The organism is Bacillus sp. FSL W8-0640, assembly GCF_038007725.1.
Lineage (GTDB): Bacteria > Bacillota > Bacilli > Bacillales > Bacillaceae_G > Bacillus_A > Bacillus_A cereus.
Window position 1 is genome coordinate 4,251,480 of sequence record NZ_JBBOXT010000001.1, and the last position, 17,193, is coordinate 4,268,672.

A 17,193-nucleotide genomic window follows, 5' to 3' on the forward strand; every position below is an offset into this window, starting at 1 on the left:
CTCCCAGATTCTATTCGCCATTATGTCCAAACTGCATTCATTTATACATTTTACTGGAGCCTTTCAACGCTATGCGTTTGAAAGTTTCACTATATAATTTCACCTTGTTACATGAAATCATACGGTGAAATGTTTTCCACGTCCATTTCCTCGCCATTAACTGTGACCATCTGTACTTCTCCTTGTGATTCTTGCAAGCGACTAGCTAAGGTTGTTTGACGCATTGCATCATCAAGGCGATTTACACCAGATTGGAAAGCTGCTTCCTCTCCGCAAATAATAAGGAACTTCTTACTTCTTGTAATGCCCGTGTAAATTAAATTACGACGTAACATACGGTTGTAACTTTTCACGATTGGCATAATAACAATCGGAAATTCACTACCTTGTGATTTATGAATGGAACAACAATATGCATGCGTAATTTGATTTAAATCGGGCTTCGTATACGTTACCTCAATTCCGTCAAATGAAACGATAATCATATCTTGTTGCTCAACGTTTTCTTTCGCATAAAACACCGAAACAATTTCTCCAATATCACCATTAAACACTTGGCTCTCCGGCTGATTCACGAGTTGCAGTACTTTATCGCCTCTTCGGTACACAACATCACCGTAAGCAATTTCTTTACTCTTTTCCCTCTTCGGATTAAATACTTGTTGCAGCGCTTCGTTTAATACATTAATACCAGCAGGCCCGCGGTACATCGGTGCTAATACTTGTACATCTCTTGCGCTAAAGCCTTTTGTTTTAGCATTTTCACAAACTTTTTTCACAACCTCAACAATTTGAGCTCCTGTACAGCCGATAAATGAACGATCTTTTTGATTTTGTGCTAAATCTGGTGGTAGAGTTCCATTTTTTATCGCATGGGCAAGTTGAATCACTGATGAGCCTTCCGCTTGACGATAAATTTCAGTAAGCTTCACTGTCGGAACTGCGCCTGCATTTAATAAATCTTTTAATACTTGTCCAGGTCCTACAGATGGCAACTGATCTTCGTCACCTACAACGATAACTTGAATATTCGTCGGCAACGACTTAAATAGCTGATTTGCAAGCCAAATATCAACCATTGAAAATTCATCGATAATAAGGAGCTTACCTTGGACAGGATCCGTTTCATTACGCTGGAAAGATCCTTCTGGCGTCCAACCAAGTAAACGGTGAATTGTGCAAGCTGGAAGTCCTGTCGATTCACTCATCCGCTTCGCTGCTCTTCCTGTTGGAGCTGTTAATAGTATTGGAAATGGATTATCATCACTGTATTCATTCGGATTTAACGATAACCCGTGTAGTGATGCATACATTTCAACAATCCCTTTAATAACTGTTGTTTTCCCTGTTCCTGGTCCACCTGTCAATAACATCATCGGTTTATGAAGTGCCGTTTGAATTGCTTCTTGCTGAAACGGTGCATATTGTACGTTCAGTTGTTCTTCAATTTCACCTAACGTTTTTAACACTTCTGCTTCTGGAAATGAAGGTGTTTCTTCTTGATTCATAAGCCTGCGAATAGACTTTACAACACCTTTCTCAGAGTAGAATAACGTTGCTAAATACACTCGTTCTTCTTCTATGATGACTTTCCCTTCACTTTGCATCGTTTCAATACAACCTATAATATCTTCCTCAGTCACTCTTCCTTCTTGATTGTTTAAAAGTGACATCGTTTCTCTTACAAGTTGATCTTTCCTCATATAAACGTGACCAAGTTGTAATGAGACATTCTCTAATGTGTAAAAACATCCTGCGCGTACACGGTCGTCATGATTACCCGATATCCCTAACGCACGCCCTATATCATCCGCTCTTCCAAAACCAATCCCGTCCACTTCTTCGATAAGTTGATACGGATTATTACGAATCACTTCTAATGTCATCTCTTTATATTGCTGGTAAATCTTAATAGAAAGTTTCGTTCCAAAACCGTAGCCATTTAAAAAGCTCATTACTTTCTCTAGCCCTTGATGTTCAACAATTGTCTCATATATTTCCTGAGCCTTTTGTTTATTAACGACACCATTTAATGCCTCAGGGTCATCCATAATTTTAGAAATAGCATGTTCTCCGAGATGGTCCACAATTTTTTCAGCTGTACGCTTTCCTATCCCTTTAAATAAATCACTCGCTAAATATTGCACCATACCTGCTTTTGTTTGCGGCAATTCTTTTTTAAATGTTTCAACCATATATTGTTTTCCATACTTTGGATGGTCCTTAAAATGACCTGTCAATGTAAACACTTCATCTTCATGCATGCGGGGAAAATGACCGTTTATCATTACTTTCTTTTCGTCATACGTTTCATTCGTTTCAATGACTTTCATACTGACAACGGAAAAGAGGTTTTCTTCGTTGTGGAAAATGGTATGAAGAACTTGCGCTTTTATAAACTTTTTCTCTTCCTCAAACAAATCCATTGCATGTTGATTTCCCATTTTTCCTCTCCTTTCCGGTATTTTCACTTTAATGAGCAGTACATCCCCCACCTTTTTAGATGAGGGATAACTACCCATTAAACTATATTTTTATCTTATTCAGCTTCTTGCTCTAATAAACGAACGCCATTACCCGCTAAAAAGTGATCTGGCTGAATTTCAGTTGCTTTCTTAAATAAAGCGAGAGCCTTCTCATTATTTTCCTCAAATACGTACGCAACACCTAAATTGTAATACGCATCTGCATGCTCCTCATCCATTTCTAATACCTTTTCAAAATAAGGTTTCGCCTCTTGAACGTGTTCTAATCGCGCGAAGCAAAGTCCGCACTGGAATACAGCTTCTACATCGTTTTCATCTAATTCTGTTGCTCTTTGTAAGAATGGTAGTGCAAGACGATCATTTCCAAGCTGTACATGTGTGATACCTAACATAAATGTTACATCAGCTGATTGTAATCCAGCTTGCATTGCTTGTTCAAATACAGCTTTCGCTTCAGTAAATTGCTCTTGGCCATAATATACATTTCCTAAACCATAATAGGCTGCTGCAGATTTATCATCTAACTCTAGTGCACGTTTATAAAATAAAATCGCTCGCTCGCTATCACCTAATACGTCTAATAAATTTGCAAAATTAATGTACCCAAGCGCATCTTTCGGATTTTCTTCGATTGCTTCTGTAAAATTTTTAGCTGCTTCTTCCCAGTTTCCTTCTTGCATATATTGAATACCTGTTTCAAGTTTGTTTGACATGTCCTTCACCTCTACAACAAATTATAACAAAGAATGTATTTTCCAAGCGAACGAAAATTCGCTTTATGTAAAAGAAACCTCTAACCGCTAATCGGCAGAGGCTTCTCATTTATCCTAAATAATCCAATTTCTTACCACTACGGTATACTTCATCAATTGTAGCACCGCCTAAGCACTCATCTCCATCATAGAAAACGACTGCTTGTCCTGGTGTAATTGCACGAATTGGCTCATCACAAAGAATACGAACTGTATTTTCATCAACGATTTGAACCGTTACTTTATTGTCTTCTTGACGATAACGGAATTTCGCCGTGCACTTAAATTCTGTTTCTTTTTCTTTGTTACTTACCCATCCTACATTCGTAGCAATAACTTCATCACCATATAGAAGTTCGTTATGGAATCCTTGATCAACATATAAAATGTTTTCTTTTAGATTTTTCCCAACAGCAAACCATGGATCACCATTACCACCAATTCCAAGGCCATGACGTTGTCCAATTGTATAATACATTAAACCGTCATGCTTCCCTTTCACTTCACCAGATAATGTTTGCATTACACCTGGTTGTGCCGGTAAGTAGTTACTTAAGAAATCTTTAAAGTTACGCTCACCAATGAAGCAAATACCTGTACTATCTTTTTTCGCCGCTGTCGCTAAGCCAGCTTCTTTCGCCATTTCACGAATTTGCGGTTTCTTTAATTCACCTAACGGGAACATTGTTTTTGATAATTGCTCTTGGCTTAATTGATTTAAGAAATATGTTTGATCTTTATTGTCATCAACACCGCGAAGCATTTTATATTCGCCGTCCATATAAGCAACGCGTGCATAATGGCCTGTTGCCACATAATCCGCACCAAGCGCAATTGCATGCTCTAAAAATGCTTTAAATTTAATTTCTTTATTACACATTACATCTGGGTTTGGTGTGCGACCAGCTCGGTACTCATCTAAGAAGTACGTAAATACTTTATCCCAGTATTGTTTTTCAAAGTTTACTGCATAATACGGAATACCAATTTGGTTACACACTTCAATTACATCATTGTAATCTTCTGTTGCTGTGCAGACACCATTCTCATCTGTATCATCCCAGTTTTTCATAAAAATTCCGATTACATCATAACCTTGCTCTTTTAATAAAAGTGCTGCTACAGATGAATCGACGCCACCGGACATTCCGATGACAACGCGTGTTTCGTGAGGTAGTTTGTTCATCATGTCACCTCCCATACTAATTTTGTGTTAATCGCTTCACGATTTTCACTGTTTCGTACGCCGCTTTTTCAATTTGCTCTTTCGTATTTCCAAGTCCAAAACTAAAGCGTACGGATGAACGTATTTGATCGGAGTCTTTTCCAAACATCGCTACTAATACATGTGATGGATCAATCGAACCAGCTGTACAAGCAGAACCACTTGATACTGCAATACCAGCTAAGTCTAAGTTCACAAGAAACGGTTCAATGTTCATTCCTGTAAAACTTACATTAAGTACATGCGGTAAGCGATGTTCTAAGTTTCCGTTTACCTCGAAAGTAATGCCTTCATTTTTGAAGACAGATACCATTATATCTTTAAACTCTTCATATTGGGCATTTTTTTGCTCACGAGTTTTTTCAGCTATAAGAATTGCATACTGAAGCCCAGCAATACTAGGCACATTTTCCGTACCAGCACGGCGTTTTCTTTCTTGCTCTCCGCCTATTAATAACGGTTCAAATTTCACATTTGCACCAGCGTATAAGAAACCTACACCTTTTGGCCCGTTAATTTTATGAGCTGAAATTGATAATAAATCAATACCAAACTCTTTCACATTAATTTCTACTAAACCGTAAGCTTGTACCGCATCTGTATGGAAATACGCTTGATGCTCTTTTAACAGCTTTCCTATTTCCACAATCGGTTGCATCGTCCCTACTTCATTATTCCCAAACATAACAGATACAAGAATCGTCTCTTCTGTTAATGCCTTTTGTATGTCAGAAACTTGAATGCGCCCTGTTTCATCGACAGGTAAATATGTCACTTCAAACCCTTCACGCTCTAACAATTCGCACGTATGCAAAATCGCATGATGTTCAATTTGCGTCGTTATAATGTGGTTACCTTTATGACGGTTCGCACGTGCTACACCGATAAGCGCTAAATTATCAGCTTCTGTACCACCGCTCGTAAATATAATTTCATTCGGATTCGCATGAATGCTGCGTGCACACACTCTTCTCGCCTCATCTACTGTGTGACGAGTTTGACGTCCATAAAAGTGAATACTAGACGGGTTCCCGAATATTTCTGTCATATATGGAATCATCTTTTCGACCACTTCTGGGTGAGTCGGAGATGTCGCAGCATGATCTAAGTAAATGCGTTCCATTAAATCTCCTTCTTTCCAAATCGTTTCACAAGGAATTAAATGTAAAACATATAGCCCCCGTGATTTTCTTCCTCATAACGTACTAAATCTTCTAACGTTGTACTATCTAACACTTCTTGCACCGCATCACGAACACGCATCCATAATTGGCGTTGTGCTGGTTCTTCTTCTTCTATCATTTCTACAACACTAATCGGACCCTCTAATACACGGATTACATCTCCAGCTGTAATGTTAGCCGGCTGATCTGATAGTACATATCCGCCATATGCTCCCCGCGTACTCTTTACTAGACGCGCGTTACGAAGTGGTGAAATTAATTGCTCTAAGTAATGTTCCGATAAGTCATGTGCCTGCGCAATTGATTTTAATGAAATCGGACCTTCACCAAACTTTTTTGCAAGATCAATCATAATTGTTAAGCCATAGCGGCCTTTCGTTGAAATTTTCATCTATTTTGCACCTCTTTTCAAATTTTCACTTCTATTGGTTATATCTTATTTATAAAAAGAACACAATTTAAAATCCTATGAAATTATAGCATAATATAGTATTATAAGAAATTTCAACTTGTGTATCAAAATGATAACATAAAATCACATTGAAAAACTCGGGAATTATTACAATTGAAAGAAAAATGAAAATATTATCCTTTATTTTTCCCATAAAACAGCATCCTATTTCAAATTTCGTAGAAAAAAATGATACGATAGAACGAGATTATATATTAAGGGAGACGGTCCAAATGAAACAACCACTCGCACATCGAATGCGCCCTACAAATATTCAAGAAATTATTGGGCAACAACATTTAGTTGGTGAAGGAAAGATTTTATGGCGAATGGTCCAAGCCAATCATTTTCAATCTATGATTTTATACGGTCCTCCAGGTACAGGAAAAACATCCATTGCCAGTGCAATTGCTGGAAGTACCGGTACCCCGTTTCGTCTATTGAATGCTGTTACTCACAATAAAAAAGATATGGAAGTTGTCGTACAAGAAGCGAAGATGCATCGACACCTCGTTTTAATTTTAGATGAAGTTCACCGTCTAGATAAAGCAAAGCAAGACTTTCTATTACCTCACTTAGAAAGCGGACTTCTTACTTTAATTGGTGCAACGACAAGTAATCCATTCCATGCAATAAACTCCGCTATTCGAAGCAGGTGTCAAATTTTCGAATTACACGCACTAACAGAAGATGATATTTTAATTGGGTTAAAAAGAGCTTTAGAAGATAAAGAAAAAGGCCTTGGAGAATATGCTGTAACGGTAACAGATGAAGCACTACATCACTTTGCAAACGCCTCTGGTGGTGATATGCGTTCCGCTTATAACGCACTTGAGCTTGCTGTATTATCTAGCTTTACTACAGACGATCAAGCGGCTGAAATCACACTCGAGATTGCAGAAGAATGCTTACAAAAGAAGAGCTTCGTTCACGACAAAGGCGGCGATGCTCATTATGACGTATTATCAGCATTTCAAAAATCAGTGCGCGGAAGTGATGTAAATGCAGCGCTCCATTATTTAGCACGCCTTATTGAAGCAGGTGATTTACAAAGTATTGGCAGACGCCTTCTTATTATGGCTTATGAAGATATTGGACTTGCTAGCCCACAAGCTGGACCACGTACACTAGCTGCAATTGAATCAGCTGAACGAGTTGGATTCCCAGAAGCACGCATCCCACTTGCAAATGCCGTTATCGAGCTATGCTTATCACCAAAATCAAATTCAGCTTATAAAGCACTTGATGCTGCATTACACGATTTACGCAACGGTCAAACAGGTGACATTCCAAGCCATTTAAAAGATAGTCATTACAAAGGCGCAGAATCACTTGGAAGAGGCATTGGATATTTATATCCACACGACCATCCAAACGGCTGGGTAAGGCAACAATACTTACCTAATAAAATAAAAAACAAGCAATATTATAAACCGAAAACGACAGGGAAATTTGAGCAAGCACTTTCTACTGTTTATGAAAGATTACAAACTTCGAATAAAACGAAAAATAAAGGGTAACATAAACGAAAACGTCACCATTATGGAGGCTTCGCTTATGAAAACACGTCAAGATGCATGGACAAAAGAAGATGATCTCCTTTTAGCAGAAACTGTTTTACGACATATTCGCAGCGGAAGTACACAAATAAAAGCATTTGATGAAGTCGGCGATACGTTGAACCGGACTTCAGCAGCTTGCGGCTTTAGATGGAATGCTGAAGTAAGACCGAATTACGAAGATGCTGTGCAGCTTGCGAAGAAACAACGTAAAGAATTAAAGCGCTCTGAAGCTAAAATAGAAAAAAATCAGTTCACGAAAACGAAACAACTCGTAATCGATGCTGAGTTTTCTGAAGATATTACGCCAAGTAAACAAGAACTTACGATGCAAAATGTCATCTCATTTTTGCAAAACTTGGAGCATAATAACCCTTCACTCGCAAAGTTGCAAACTGAAAATGATGTATTACAAGCTCAGCTCACTTCTCTGCAAAAAACGAATCATGAACTTGAAACGAAATTAGCGGTACTCACAAAAAAACAACAAGCAATCGAAGAAGATTACGCGATGCTTGTTCGAATTATGGATCGTGCTCGAAAACTTGTTTCGGTCGAAGAGCAAGAAGAGCAAATTGCCCCGATTTTCAAAACCGATCAAAACGGGAATTTAGATATTATTTATTCTGCTAAGAATTAAAAACAGGGATGTCACTTTTTTGACTGAGTGACATCCTTGTTTGTTTTCGGTAAATCATATATATACATGTCGGTAAATGAAATTATATTAACGATTTTTCGAATATATCTATCACAATTTGCAATATATCAACGATTCAATAAAGGATATCGATTTAACGACAAAGATTGACAATAACATTCCTCCTTGTCATACAAGGAAACTCCTAAAACGGATTAGATATTTTTTACTAAAATGTTATTATAAACATATACCTTTAAAGGGGGATGGTTGCTATTTCATTAATAATCTTCAAAATAACTCTTGGCCTTCTCGTCCTGACTCTAGCTCTTTTCACCATTAACAGTCTAAAAAAGACATCCGCCTATAAATCAGATAAATATGATTTTTACTTACTAACCTTACTTACATTTGAACTAGTAGTGATGCAAATTTCCATATTTCTTTAATACATATAAAAAAGCATATATCCAAAATGGATATATGCTTTTCTTTTATTCTTGCCCTACACGTTTCACTTCTACATTTTTAATACGTTCACGTACAACGTGACTTGCCATAATTAAGCCTGCCACAGATGGTACGAATGCATTTGATGAAGGCGGTAATTTCGCTTTACGAATTTTTGCATTTTCGTCTGGTACGATTTCTTTACGTACTTCTTCACGAATTACGATTGGGTTTTCGTCAGAGAAGACAACTTTTACACCTTTTTTAATACCCTCTTTACGAAGCTTCGTACGAATGACTTTTGCAATCGGATCTGTGTGTGTTTTAGAAATGTCCGCAATACGGAAACGAGTTGGGTCCATTTTATTTGCTGCACCCATACATGAGATAATTTTAATTTTACGACGTAAACATTGTTTAATTAAATGGATTTTGAACGTAATCGTATCAGATGCATCCACTACGAAATCTAAACCGTGTTTAAAGAACTCTTCATATGTTTCATCTGTATAAAACATTTCTAGTCCAATTACTTCACATTCCGGATTAATGTCTGCAATACGCTCTTTCATTAATTCTACTTTTGAACGTCCTACAGTAGATACTAAAGCGTGAATTTGACGGTTTACGTTTGTAATATCTACAACGTCTTTATCAACTAATACGAGACGTCCTACTCCAGAACGCGCTAACGCTTCAGCTGAAAATGAACCTACGCCGCCAATTCCTAAAATACCGACTGTACTATTTTTTAATATTTCAAGTCCTTCTTTACCGAAGGCTAATTCATTACGTGAAAATTGATGTAACATTCAGCTCTACACTCCTATTACAAAAATGGTCTACCATGTATTCTAGCGTTTTTCCGACTATTTGTATAGAAAAAGTTATAGAATTCCTAAAAATACATATTTCGAAAATGAAAACATAGACCAGAATTTCATTTCTTCCTAAATACACGTTTAAAAAAGAGGATTCAGAGAACCGAGGAGATCGAGGCGCTGAAGCCAGGAGGAGCGCAGTGTAGAAATACTACTCGAGCACCGGACTAGCGAAGCAACGATGAGATGCGACAGTTATCTGAACCGGACTTTTTAAACTTCCTTTCAATACACGTTTAAAAAGGAGGATTTAGAGAACCGAGCAGATCGAGGCGCTGAAGCCAGGAGGAGCGCAGTGTAGAAAAATACTACTCGAGCACCGGACTGGCGAAGCAACGATGAGATGCGACAGTTATCTAAATCGGACTTTTTAAACAACCTCTCAAAAAAAGTCTAGACGGTTATAGTATAACCATCTAGACCCTATTCTTACTTCTCTTCTTTTAAGCTTAATTTTAAGTTTAACTCTTCAAGCTGTGCTTCTGCAACTGGGCTTGGAGCTTCTGTTAATAAGCAGCTTGCGCTTGCTGTTTTTGGGAATGCAATTGTATCACGAAGATTCGTACGGCCTGCAAGTAACATAACAAGACGATCTAAACCTAATGCGATTCCGCCGTGTGGTGGTGTACCGTATTCGAATGCTTCTAATAAGAACCCGAATTGCTCTTGCGCTTCTTCTTGTGAGAATCCAAGTGCTTTGAACATTTTTTCTTGTACGTCACGCTCGTAAATACGAAGTGATCCACCACCAAGCTCATAACCGTTTAATACAAGGTCATATGCTTGTGCACGTGCTTTTTCTGGTGCTGTTTCTAGTAACTCAACGTCTTCACGGAATGGCATTGTGAATGGGTGGTGAGCTGCGAAGTAACGATCTGCATCTTCATCGTACTCAAGAAGTGGCCAATCCGTTACCCATAGGAAATTATATTTACTTTCGTCAATTAACTCAAGCTCTTTACCTAGACGTAAGCGAAGTGCACCTAAGCTATCTGCAACAACGCTCTTCTTATCTGCTACGAATAGTAATAAGTCGCCAGCAGTAGCCTCTAATGTGCTCATTAACACATTTGCATCTTCTTCACCGAAGAATTTTGCAATCGGTCCTTTTAAACCGTCTTCTTCAACTTTAAGCCAAGCTAAACCTTTTGCACCGTATACTTTCACGAATTCAGTTAATGCATCGATGTCTTTACGAGAATATTTACTTGCAGCACCTTTTGCATTGATTGCTTTTACTTGTCCGCCGCTTTCTACAGCACTTGTAAACACTTTAAAGCCACAACCTGCTGCAAACTCAGATAAGTCTGTTAGTTCCATTTCAAAGCGTGTATCTGGCTTATCAGAACCGTAGCGAGCCATTGCATCAGCATATTTCATACGAGGGAATGGTGCACTAACTTCTACACCTTTTGCATCCTTCATAACTTTCGTCATCATACGCTCCATCATATCTAAAATTTCATCTTGTGTTAAGAATGAAGCTTCGATATCGATTTGCGTGAATTCCGGTTGACGATCCGCACGTAAATCTTCATCACGGAAACAACGTGCTACTTGATAGTAACGCTCAAATCCGCCGACCATAAGAAGCTGTTTAAATAACTGTGGTGACTGTGGTAGTGCATAGAATTCACCATCATGCACACGACTTGGTACTAAATAGTCACGAGCTCCTTCTGGCGTGCTTTTCGTTAAAATTGGTGTTTCTACTTCTAAGAACTCTTCTGTGTCTAAGAAGTTACGAATTGTTTTCGTTACGTCATGACGCATTTTGAATGTGTTAAACATTACTGGGCGACGTAAGTCTAAATAACGATATTTTAAACGCACATCTTCTGATGCATCTGTATCATCAGCAATGATGATTGGCGTTGTTTTCGCTGCATTTAGTACATTTACTTTCGTTGCTTGTACTTCAATACGACCAGTTGCCATATTGTCATTAATTGCGCCTTCACCACGTTCAACAACTGTACCTTCTACGTGTAATACGTACTCGCTACGAATTGTTTCTGCTACTTCTAACGCTTCTTTTGATGTTTCTGGGTTAAATACAACTTGTACGATACCTGTACGGTCACGTAAATCGATAAAGATTAATCCACCTAAGTCACGGCGTTTTTGTACCCAACCTTTTAATTGAACTGTTTGTCCAACAGCTTCTACTGTTACTTTTCCACATGCATGTGTTCTTTCAGCCACTGTAAGTTCCCCCTATATTAATTTCTCTGCTACGTATGAAGCAAATACATCTAACGCTACTTCTTCTTGTTCACCTGTTGCCATATCTTTTAAGTTAATGATGCCTTTATCTAGCTCATCTTCTCCTAATACAGCTACAAATTTCGCCTTTAGACGATCTGCTGATTTAAATTGTGCTTTCATTTTGCGATCTAAATAATCTTTTTCAACTGACAATCCAGCTTTACGAAGATCGAACGCAACTTTTGCAGCATGGTCTTTCGCTTTTTCGCCAAGCGCCACAACGTAACAATCAATGCTATGTTCAAGTGGTAATTCAATGTTTTCAGCTTTTAGCGCCATAATTAAACGTTCAATACTCATTGCAAAACCGATACCTGGCATTTCTGGTCCACCGATTTCTTGTACAAGTCCGTTATAACGGCCACCACCGCTTAATGTAGTGATCGCACCGAAACCTTCTGCCTCACTCATAATTTCAAAAACAGTGTGTTGGTAGTAGTCTAAACCACGCACTAAGTTCGGATCTTTTTCAAACGGAACATCCATCATCGTTAATAGCTCTTGAACTTTGTCGTAGTATACTGCTGAATCTTCATTTAAGTATTCTGTAATAGATGGTGCTGTTCCCATTAATTCATGGTTACGGTCCTTCTTACAATCTAAAATACGAAGAGGGTTCTTTTCTAAACGAGATTGACAGTCAGAACAGAACTCACCGATACGTGGCTCAAAGTGTGCGATTAACGCATCACGGTGTGCTTGACGGCTCGCCGCATCACCTAAGCTGTTTAATACAACTTTAATATTTTTCAAGCCCATGCCGCGGTAAAATTCAACAGCAAGTGCAATTACTTCTGCATCAATTGCAGGGTCATTACTGCCGATTGCTTCGATACCGAATTGTACGAATTGACGATAGCGACCTGCTTGTGGTCTTTCATAACGGAACATTTGACCGATATAGTATAATTTCGTTGGTTGTGTTGCATCACCAAACATTTTATTTTCAACATAAGAACGTACAACAGGTGCAGTACCTTCTGGACGTAATGTTAAGCTGCGCTCTCCACGATCTTGGAATGAGTACATTTCTTTTTGTACGATATCTGTCGTATCACCAACACCGCGTAAAAATAGCTCAGTGTGCTCAAAAATTGGTGTACGAATTTCTTTATAATTGTAACGACGGCAAATTTCGCGTGCTTGCCCTTCGATATACTGCCATAACTCAACAGTGCCTGGAAGAATATCTTGCGTTCCGCGTGGGATTTGAATAGACATATTCAGTTCCTCCTCAAATTGTTTTAATCTTAATAAAAATAAAAAAACTCCCGCCTCTACTGTTTGAACAGTAGGGACGAGAGTATTATACCCGTGGTGCCACCCTAATTGAAGCACTTATGCTTCCACTTTTTTAATAACGCTTAAATATGCGTTCATCCCTACTAAGCGTATATGCCGTTCAAGTTGAAACCTCTAGAGTGTCATTCAATCAGTCATCATGTAGAAATGTTTTCAGCCTAAGACATTTCTTCTCTTTCCATGTGTGTCTCATTTACTCTTCTCTATCAACGGTTATATTCATATGTAAATATAAAATTACTATACGTTTGTTAAGTAGGATTGTCAAGTGCTCTAAGAACGTTCAATCTGCTTCTTTAAACGCTTTACATCTTGAAGAGAAATCCCAAACTCGGAAGCAAGCTCCATTGAAGTATTGTTTTGCTCTTTTGAAATAAAATCATGAAAATTCACGTTAAATAGTTGATTTGCACCATTTGTAACAGAATGCCCTTTTTCATTCATACGCATACGTATATCCCTCACATTCAATATGGATGTTTTACTTTTTATTGTTCCATATTGATGAAAGAGTTATACATAACCAAAACTGCTATTAATTCCAAATAAATGAACAAAACATACAACAATGTATAAAAAAGAGAGGATTATATAACCCTCTCTTTTTTATCAACACTATTTACTTTCTACAATTAAGGTCACCGGACCATCATTGATTAAAGAAACATCCATCATTGCTCCGAACTTCCCTGTTTCCACATGTAATCCTTGTTTACGAACTTCTTCATTAAAGAAATCGTATAAACGCTCTGCATAATCAGGTTTCGCAGCATCCATAAAGTTTGGACGTCTTCCCTTGCGGCAATCTCCGTATAATGTGAATTGCGAAATAGATAGAACTTGTCCTTCTACATCAAGTACAGAATGATTCATCTTTCCGCTCTCATCTTCAAAAATACGTAAGTTTGCAATTTTTTCTGCAATGTAAGTTGCATCTTTTTCTGTATCTTCGTGCGTAATGCCAACTAGTAATGTTAAACCGAACGGAATTTGTCCTACGATCTCACCGTCTACTGTGACAGACGCTTTCTTTGATCGTTGTAAAACAACTCTCATCTTTCTACACTCCCTATTAATGCATCATGCGTCGTACTGCATAAATTTCTGGAACGCGTTTAATGCGTTCTACTACTTTTTTCAAGTGTTGTAAGTTACGAATCGAGATTGACATATTAATTGTTGCCATCTTATTACGGTCACTTCTACCAGAAACAGCTGAAATGTATGTTTTCGTCTCTGTAACAGCTTGCAGTACTTCATTTAATAAACCGCGGCGATCGTAACCTGAAATTTCAATATCAACGTTATACTCTATTTCTTTTTCAGGGCTACCTTCCCACTCAACTTCTAATAAACGTTCTATCGCTTCTTCTGTATGAACATTTACACAATCACGGCGGTGAATCGATACACCTCGGCCTTTCGTAATATACCCAACGATATCATCACCCGGAACTGGGTTACAGCATTTCGATAAACGGATTAATAAATTATCAGCACCGCTTACCTTTACACCAGAATCCCATTTTCGAATTTTCATCGGTTTACGAACTTCTTTGACTTCAACAATTTCTTCTTCTTCGCGTTGCTTGCGGAACTTGTCCGTTAGTCGCGTAACAATTTGCGAAGCTGTAATTCCGCTATATCCAACTGCTGCAAACATATCTTCTTCATTTGCAAAGTTAAATTTCTCAGCGACGCGTTTTAAGTTATCAGGCGCTAATACTTCTTTCATCTCATACTCTAGACCACGTACTTCCTTTTCAACAAGTTCACGGCCTTTTTCAATATTTTCGTCTCTACGTTGTTTCTTAAAGAATTGACGAATTTTATTTTTCGCATGAGATGTTTGAGCAAGTTTTACCCAATCTTGACTTGGGCCATATGAATGTTTCGACGTTAAAATTTCAATGATATCGCCGGTTTTTAATTTATAATCCAGCGTTACCATTTTCCCGTTTACTTTTGCACCAATTGTTTTATTCCCAATTTCCGAATGGACACGATACGCGAAATCAATTGGAACCGATCCAAGTGGTAATTCCATTACATCGCCTTTCGGTGTAAAGACGAATACCATGTCAGAGAATAAATCAATTTTTAATGACTCCATAAATTCTTCTGCATTAGAAGCTTCATTTTGCCATTCTAATATTTGACGGAACCACGTGAGTTTCTTCTCTAATGTACCTGTTGTTTCTGCTGTTTTTCCTTCTTTGTATGCCCAGTGTGCCGCGATCCCGAATTCTGCAATTTCGTGCATTTCTTTCGTACGAATTTGCACTTCAAGTGGATCACCTTTCGGTCCAATTACAGTCGTATGAAGAGATTGATATAGATTTGCTTTTGGCATTGCAATATAATCTTTAAAACGACCTGGCATCGGCTTCCAGCACGTATGAATAATTCCAAGCACTGCATAACAATCTTTGATACTATTTACAACAACACGTACAGCTAATAAATCGTAAATTTCATTGAACTGTTTATTTTGCAGTGCCATTTTACGATAAATACTGTAAATATGTTTCGGTCTTCCAGAGATCTCAGGTTGAATTGCAACTTCTTTTAATTTCTCACGAATACCAGTCATTACTTCGTCTAAGTATTCTTCACGTTCTGCACGTTTACGCTTCATTAAATTTACAATACGATAATATTGTTGTGGATTTAAATAGCGAAGTGACGTATCCTCTAGCTCCCATTTAATAGTACTAATTCCGAGTCTATGTGCTAAAGGTGCAAAGATTTCTAGCGTTTCATTCGCTATGCGACGCTGCTTCTCTTGAGGCAAATGTTTCAATGTACGCATGTTATGAAGACGATCAGCTAGTTTAATTAAAATAACTCGAATATCTTGAGCCATTGCAATAAACATTTTGCGATGGTTTTCTGCTTGTTGTTGTTCGTGAGATTTATATTTGATCTTCCCAAGCTTCGTAACACCATCAACAAGCATAGCAATTTCTTTGTTAAATTCCCGTTCAATATCTTCTAACGTAATCTCTGTATCTTCCACTACATCATGTAAGAAACCTGCTGATACCGTAGCTGGATCCATGTGTAAATCAACTAAAATACCTGCAACTTGAATTGGATGAATAATATACGGTTCACCCGATTTTCTGTATTGTTCGCTATGCGCATCGCGTGCATATTCATAGGCACGTGCTACTAGCTCAATATCTTCATCCACTAAATATTGACTTGCTTTCTCGAGTACCTGTTCAGCTGTTAGTACCTGCTCATTTGCCATCGAATCACCTTTTATTGAAAATTGACTTTATCTTTATTTAATAGAATAAATTATATTCTATCATTATAACCCAATGATTGTGAATTGTGAAAAGGAAAAGATTTTACTGACATTTCACCATGATTTTTTGTTCAATTATACAAAAGTACCCGCTCCTCTCCAAGAGATTCACGGGTACTTTTTATCACCGTAGTTTTACCTATATAGTGATTAGTATTTTTCTAATACTAATACATCGTAACCATCTAACATTTTACGACCATCTAAGTAAGTAAGCTCTACTAAGAATGCAATCCCTGCTACAACTCCGCCAAGTTCTTCAACTAGCTTAATTGTCGCTTCGATAGTTCCACCTGTAGCTAATAGGTCATCTGTAATTAATACGCGTTGACCTGGCTTAATTGCATCTTTATGGATTGTTAAAACATCTTTACCATATTCTTTACCGTAGTCAACTGTAATTACTTCACGTGGTAATTTTCCTAATTTACGAACTGGCGCAAATCCTACTTCTAACGCATAAGAAACTGGGCAACCGATAATGAAACCACGAGCTTCTGGTCCTACTACAACATCGATATCTCTTTCTTTTGCGTATTCAACGATTGCATCTGTTGCTGCTTTGTATGCTTTACCGTCATTCATTAAAGGTGTAATGTCTTTAAACACAATACCTTCTTTCGGATAATCCGGTACAATTGCGATATGTTGCTTGAAATCCATATTTCTGAATCCTCCT

The 17,193-nt window shown here is 37.9% G+C and carries 14 protein-coding genes and 1 other annotated feature; of the genes, 2 read left to right on the forward strand and 12 right to left on the reverse strand.

All coding sequences use genetic code 11. The features are described 5' to 3' along the window. Positions 1-107: 107 nt before the first annotated feature. The 5 genes from recD2 to cymR all read right to left on the reverse strand — a co-directional run bounded on the left by recD2 (position 108) and on the right by cymR (position 6,038). The gene (gene recD2 / locus N2V80_RS21990; protein WP_061654494.1) at positions 108-2,444 is read right to left on the reverse strand and encodes an SF1B family DNA helicase RecD2; all 2,337 of its coding nucleotides are present in this window, start codon (positions 2,442-2,444) and stop codon (positions 108-110) included. Between the two features lie 95 nt (positions 2,445-2,539). Continuing rightward, positions 2,540-3,199 (reverse strand): tetratricopeptide repeat protein, encoded by a 660-nt coding sequence (locus tag N2V80_RS21995; RefSeq protein WP_000066409.1) that lies wholly within the window; start codon positions 3,197-3,199, stop codon positions 2,540-2,542. 109 nt (positions 3,200-3,308) lie between these two features. Beyond that, a complete protein-coding gene (gene mnmA, locus N2V80_RS22000; RefSeq protein ID WP_001038010.1) occupies positions 3,309-4,424 on the reverse strand; it encodes a tRNA 2-thiouridine(34) synthase MnmA in 1,116 nt (371 codons plus the stop codon). A gap of 16 nt (positions 4,425-4,440) precedes the next feature. Continuing rightward, entirely contained in the window at positions 4,441-5,586 is a 1,146-nt protein-coding gene (locus tag N2V80_RS22005) for a cysteine desulfurase family protein (protein ID WP_000439893.1), read from the reverse strand. Positions 5,587-5,621: 35 nt separating this feature from the next. Next, positions 5,622-6,038, reverse strand: coding sequence for a cysteine metabolism transcriptional regulator CymR (gene cymR / locus N2V80_RS22010; protein ID WP_000704116.1), 417 nt, complete (start codon positions 6,036-6,038; stop codon positions 5,622-5,624). Between the two features lie 293 nt (positions 6,039-6,331). On the opposite strand from cymR, the gene N2V80_RS22015 reads away from it, so the two are divergent. Both N2V80_RS22015 and N2V80_RS22020 read left to right on the forward strand, forming a co-directional pair. Beyond that, positions 6,332-7,618: a replication-associated recombination protein A gene (locus N2V80_RS22015; protein ID WP_061654495.1), complete on the forward strand. Its 1,287-nt coding sequence runs from the start codon at positions 6,332-6,334 to the stop codon at positions 7,616-7,618. Between the two features lie 37 nt (positions 7,619-7,655). Next, positions 7,656-8,297 carry an RsfA family transcriptional regulator gene (locus tag N2V80_RS22020; RefSeq protein ID WP_061654496.1) on the forward strand — a complete coding sequence of 214 codons (642 nt, stop codon included), beginning with the start codon at positions 7,656-7,658 and terminating at the stop codon, positions 8,295-8,297. Positions 8,298-8,791: 494 nt separating this feature from the next. Here the strand turns inward: N2V80_RS22020 and N2V80_RS22025 are convergent, their stop codons facing one another. The 7 genes from N2V80_RS22025 to N2V80_RS22055 all read right to left on the reverse strand — a co-directional run bounded on the left by N2V80_RS22025 (position 8,792) and on the right by N2V80_RS22055 (position 17,177). Further along, the gene (locus tag N2V80_RS22025; protein ID WP_000903182.1) at positions 8,792-9,559 is read right to left on the reverse strand and encodes a tRNA threonylcarbamoyladenosine dehydratase; all 768 of its coding nucleotides are present in this window, start codon (positions 9,557-9,559) and stop codon (positions 8,792-8,794) included. 498 nt (positions 9,560-10,057) lie between these two features. Further along, positions 10,058-11,833: an aspartate--tRNA ligase gene (gene aspS / locus N2V80_RS22030; protein WP_000840899.1), complete on the reverse strand. Its 1,776-nt coding sequence runs from the start codon at positions 11,831-11,833 to the stop codon at positions 10,058-10,060. 12 nt (positions 11,834-11,845) lie between these two features. Further along, positions 11,846-13,117: a histidine--tRNA ligase gene (hisS, locus tag N2V80_RS22035; protein WP_000027084.1), complete on the reverse strand. Its 1,272-nt coding sequence runs from the start codon at positions 13,115-13,117 to the stop codon at positions 11,846-11,848. Between the two features lie 69 nt (positions 13,118-13,186). Then, positions 13,187-13,417, reverse strand: a binding site (T-box leader). 54 nt (positions 13,418-13,471) lie between these two features. Further along, positions 13,472-13,648 carry a hypothetical protein gene (locus tag N2V80_RS22040; RefSeq protein ID WP_001242605.1) on the reverse strand — a complete coding sequence of 59 codons (177 nt, stop codon included), beginning with the start codon at positions 13,646-13,648 and terminating at the stop codon, positions 13,472-13,474. Between the two features lie 165 nt (positions 13,649-13,813). Continuing rightward, positions 13,814-14,254 carry a D-tyrosyl-tRNA(Tyr) deacylase gene (locus tag N2V80_RS22045; RefSeq protein WP_001266965.1) on the reverse strand — a complete coding sequence of 147 codons (441 nt, stop codon included), beginning with the start codon at positions 14,252-14,254 and terminating at the stop codon, positions 13,814-13,816. Positions 14,255-14,270: 16 nt separating this feature from the next. After that, on the reverse strand, positions 14,271-16,454 hold the full coding sequence (relA, locus tag N2V80_RS22050) for a GTP diphosphokinase (RefSeq protein WP_001262811.1): 2,184 nt from the start codon (positions 16,452-16,454) through the stop codon (positions 14,271-14,273). 210 nt (positions 16,455-16,664) lie between these two features. Next, positions 16,665-17,177 (reverse strand): adenine phosphoribosyltransferase, encoded by a 513-nt coding sequence (locus N2V80_RS22055; protein ID WP_000346215.1) that lies wholly within the window; start codon positions 17,175-17,177, stop codon positions 16,665-16,667. Between the last annotated feature and the right edge of the window lie 16 nt (positions 17,178-17,193).

Coding starts and splice junctions, on each gene's coding strand:
- recD2 (WP_061654494.1), bottom strand. CDS start 2,444: ATGGGAAATCAACATGCAATGGATTTGTTTGAGGAAGAGAAAAAGTTT.
- N2V80_RS21995 (WP_000066409.1), bottom strand. CDS start 3,199: ATGTCAAACAAACTTGAAACAGGTATTCAATATATGCAAGAAGGAAAC.
- mnmA (WP_001038010.1), bottom strand. CDS start 4,424: ATGAACAAACTACCTCACGAAACACGCGTTGTCATCGGAATGTCCGGT.
- N2V80_RS22005 (WP_000439893.1), bottom strand. CDS start 5,586: ATGGAACGCATTTACTTAGATCATGCTGCGACATCTCCGACTCACCCA.
- cymR (WP_000704116.1), bottom strand. CDS start 6,038: ATGAAAATTTCAACGAAAGGCCGCTATGGCTTAACAATTATGATTGAT.
- N2V80_RS22015 (WP_061654495.1), top strand. CDS start 6,332: ATGAAACAACCACTCGCACATCGAATGCGCCCTACAAATATTCAAGAA.
- N2V80_RS22020 (WP_061654496.1), top strand. CDS start 7,656: ATGAAAACACGTCAAGATGCATGGACAAAAGAAGATGATCTCCTTTTA.
- N2V80_RS22025 (WP_000903182.1), bottom strand. CDS start 9,559: ATGTTACATCAATTTTCACGTAATGAATTAGCCTTCGGTAAAGAAGGA.
- hisS (WP_000027084.1), bottom strand. CDS start 13,117: ATGTCTATTCAAATCCCACGCGGAACGCAAGATATTCTTCCAGGCACT.
- N2V80_RS22040 (WP_001242605.1), bottom strand. CDS start 13,648: ATGCGTATGAATGAAAAAGGGCATTCTGTTACAAATGGTGCAAATCAA.
- N2V80_RS22045 (WP_001266965.1), bottom strand. CDS start 14,254: ATGAGAGTTGTTTTACAACGATCAAAGAAAGCGTCTGTCACAGTAGAC.
- relA (WP_001262811.1), bottom strand. CDS start 16,454: ATGGCAAATGAGCAGGTACTAACAGCTGAACAGGTACTCGAGAAAGCA.
- N2V80_RS22055 (WP_000346215.1), bottom strand. CDS start 17,177: ATGGATTTCAAGCAACATATCGCAATTGTACCGGATTATCCGAAAGAA.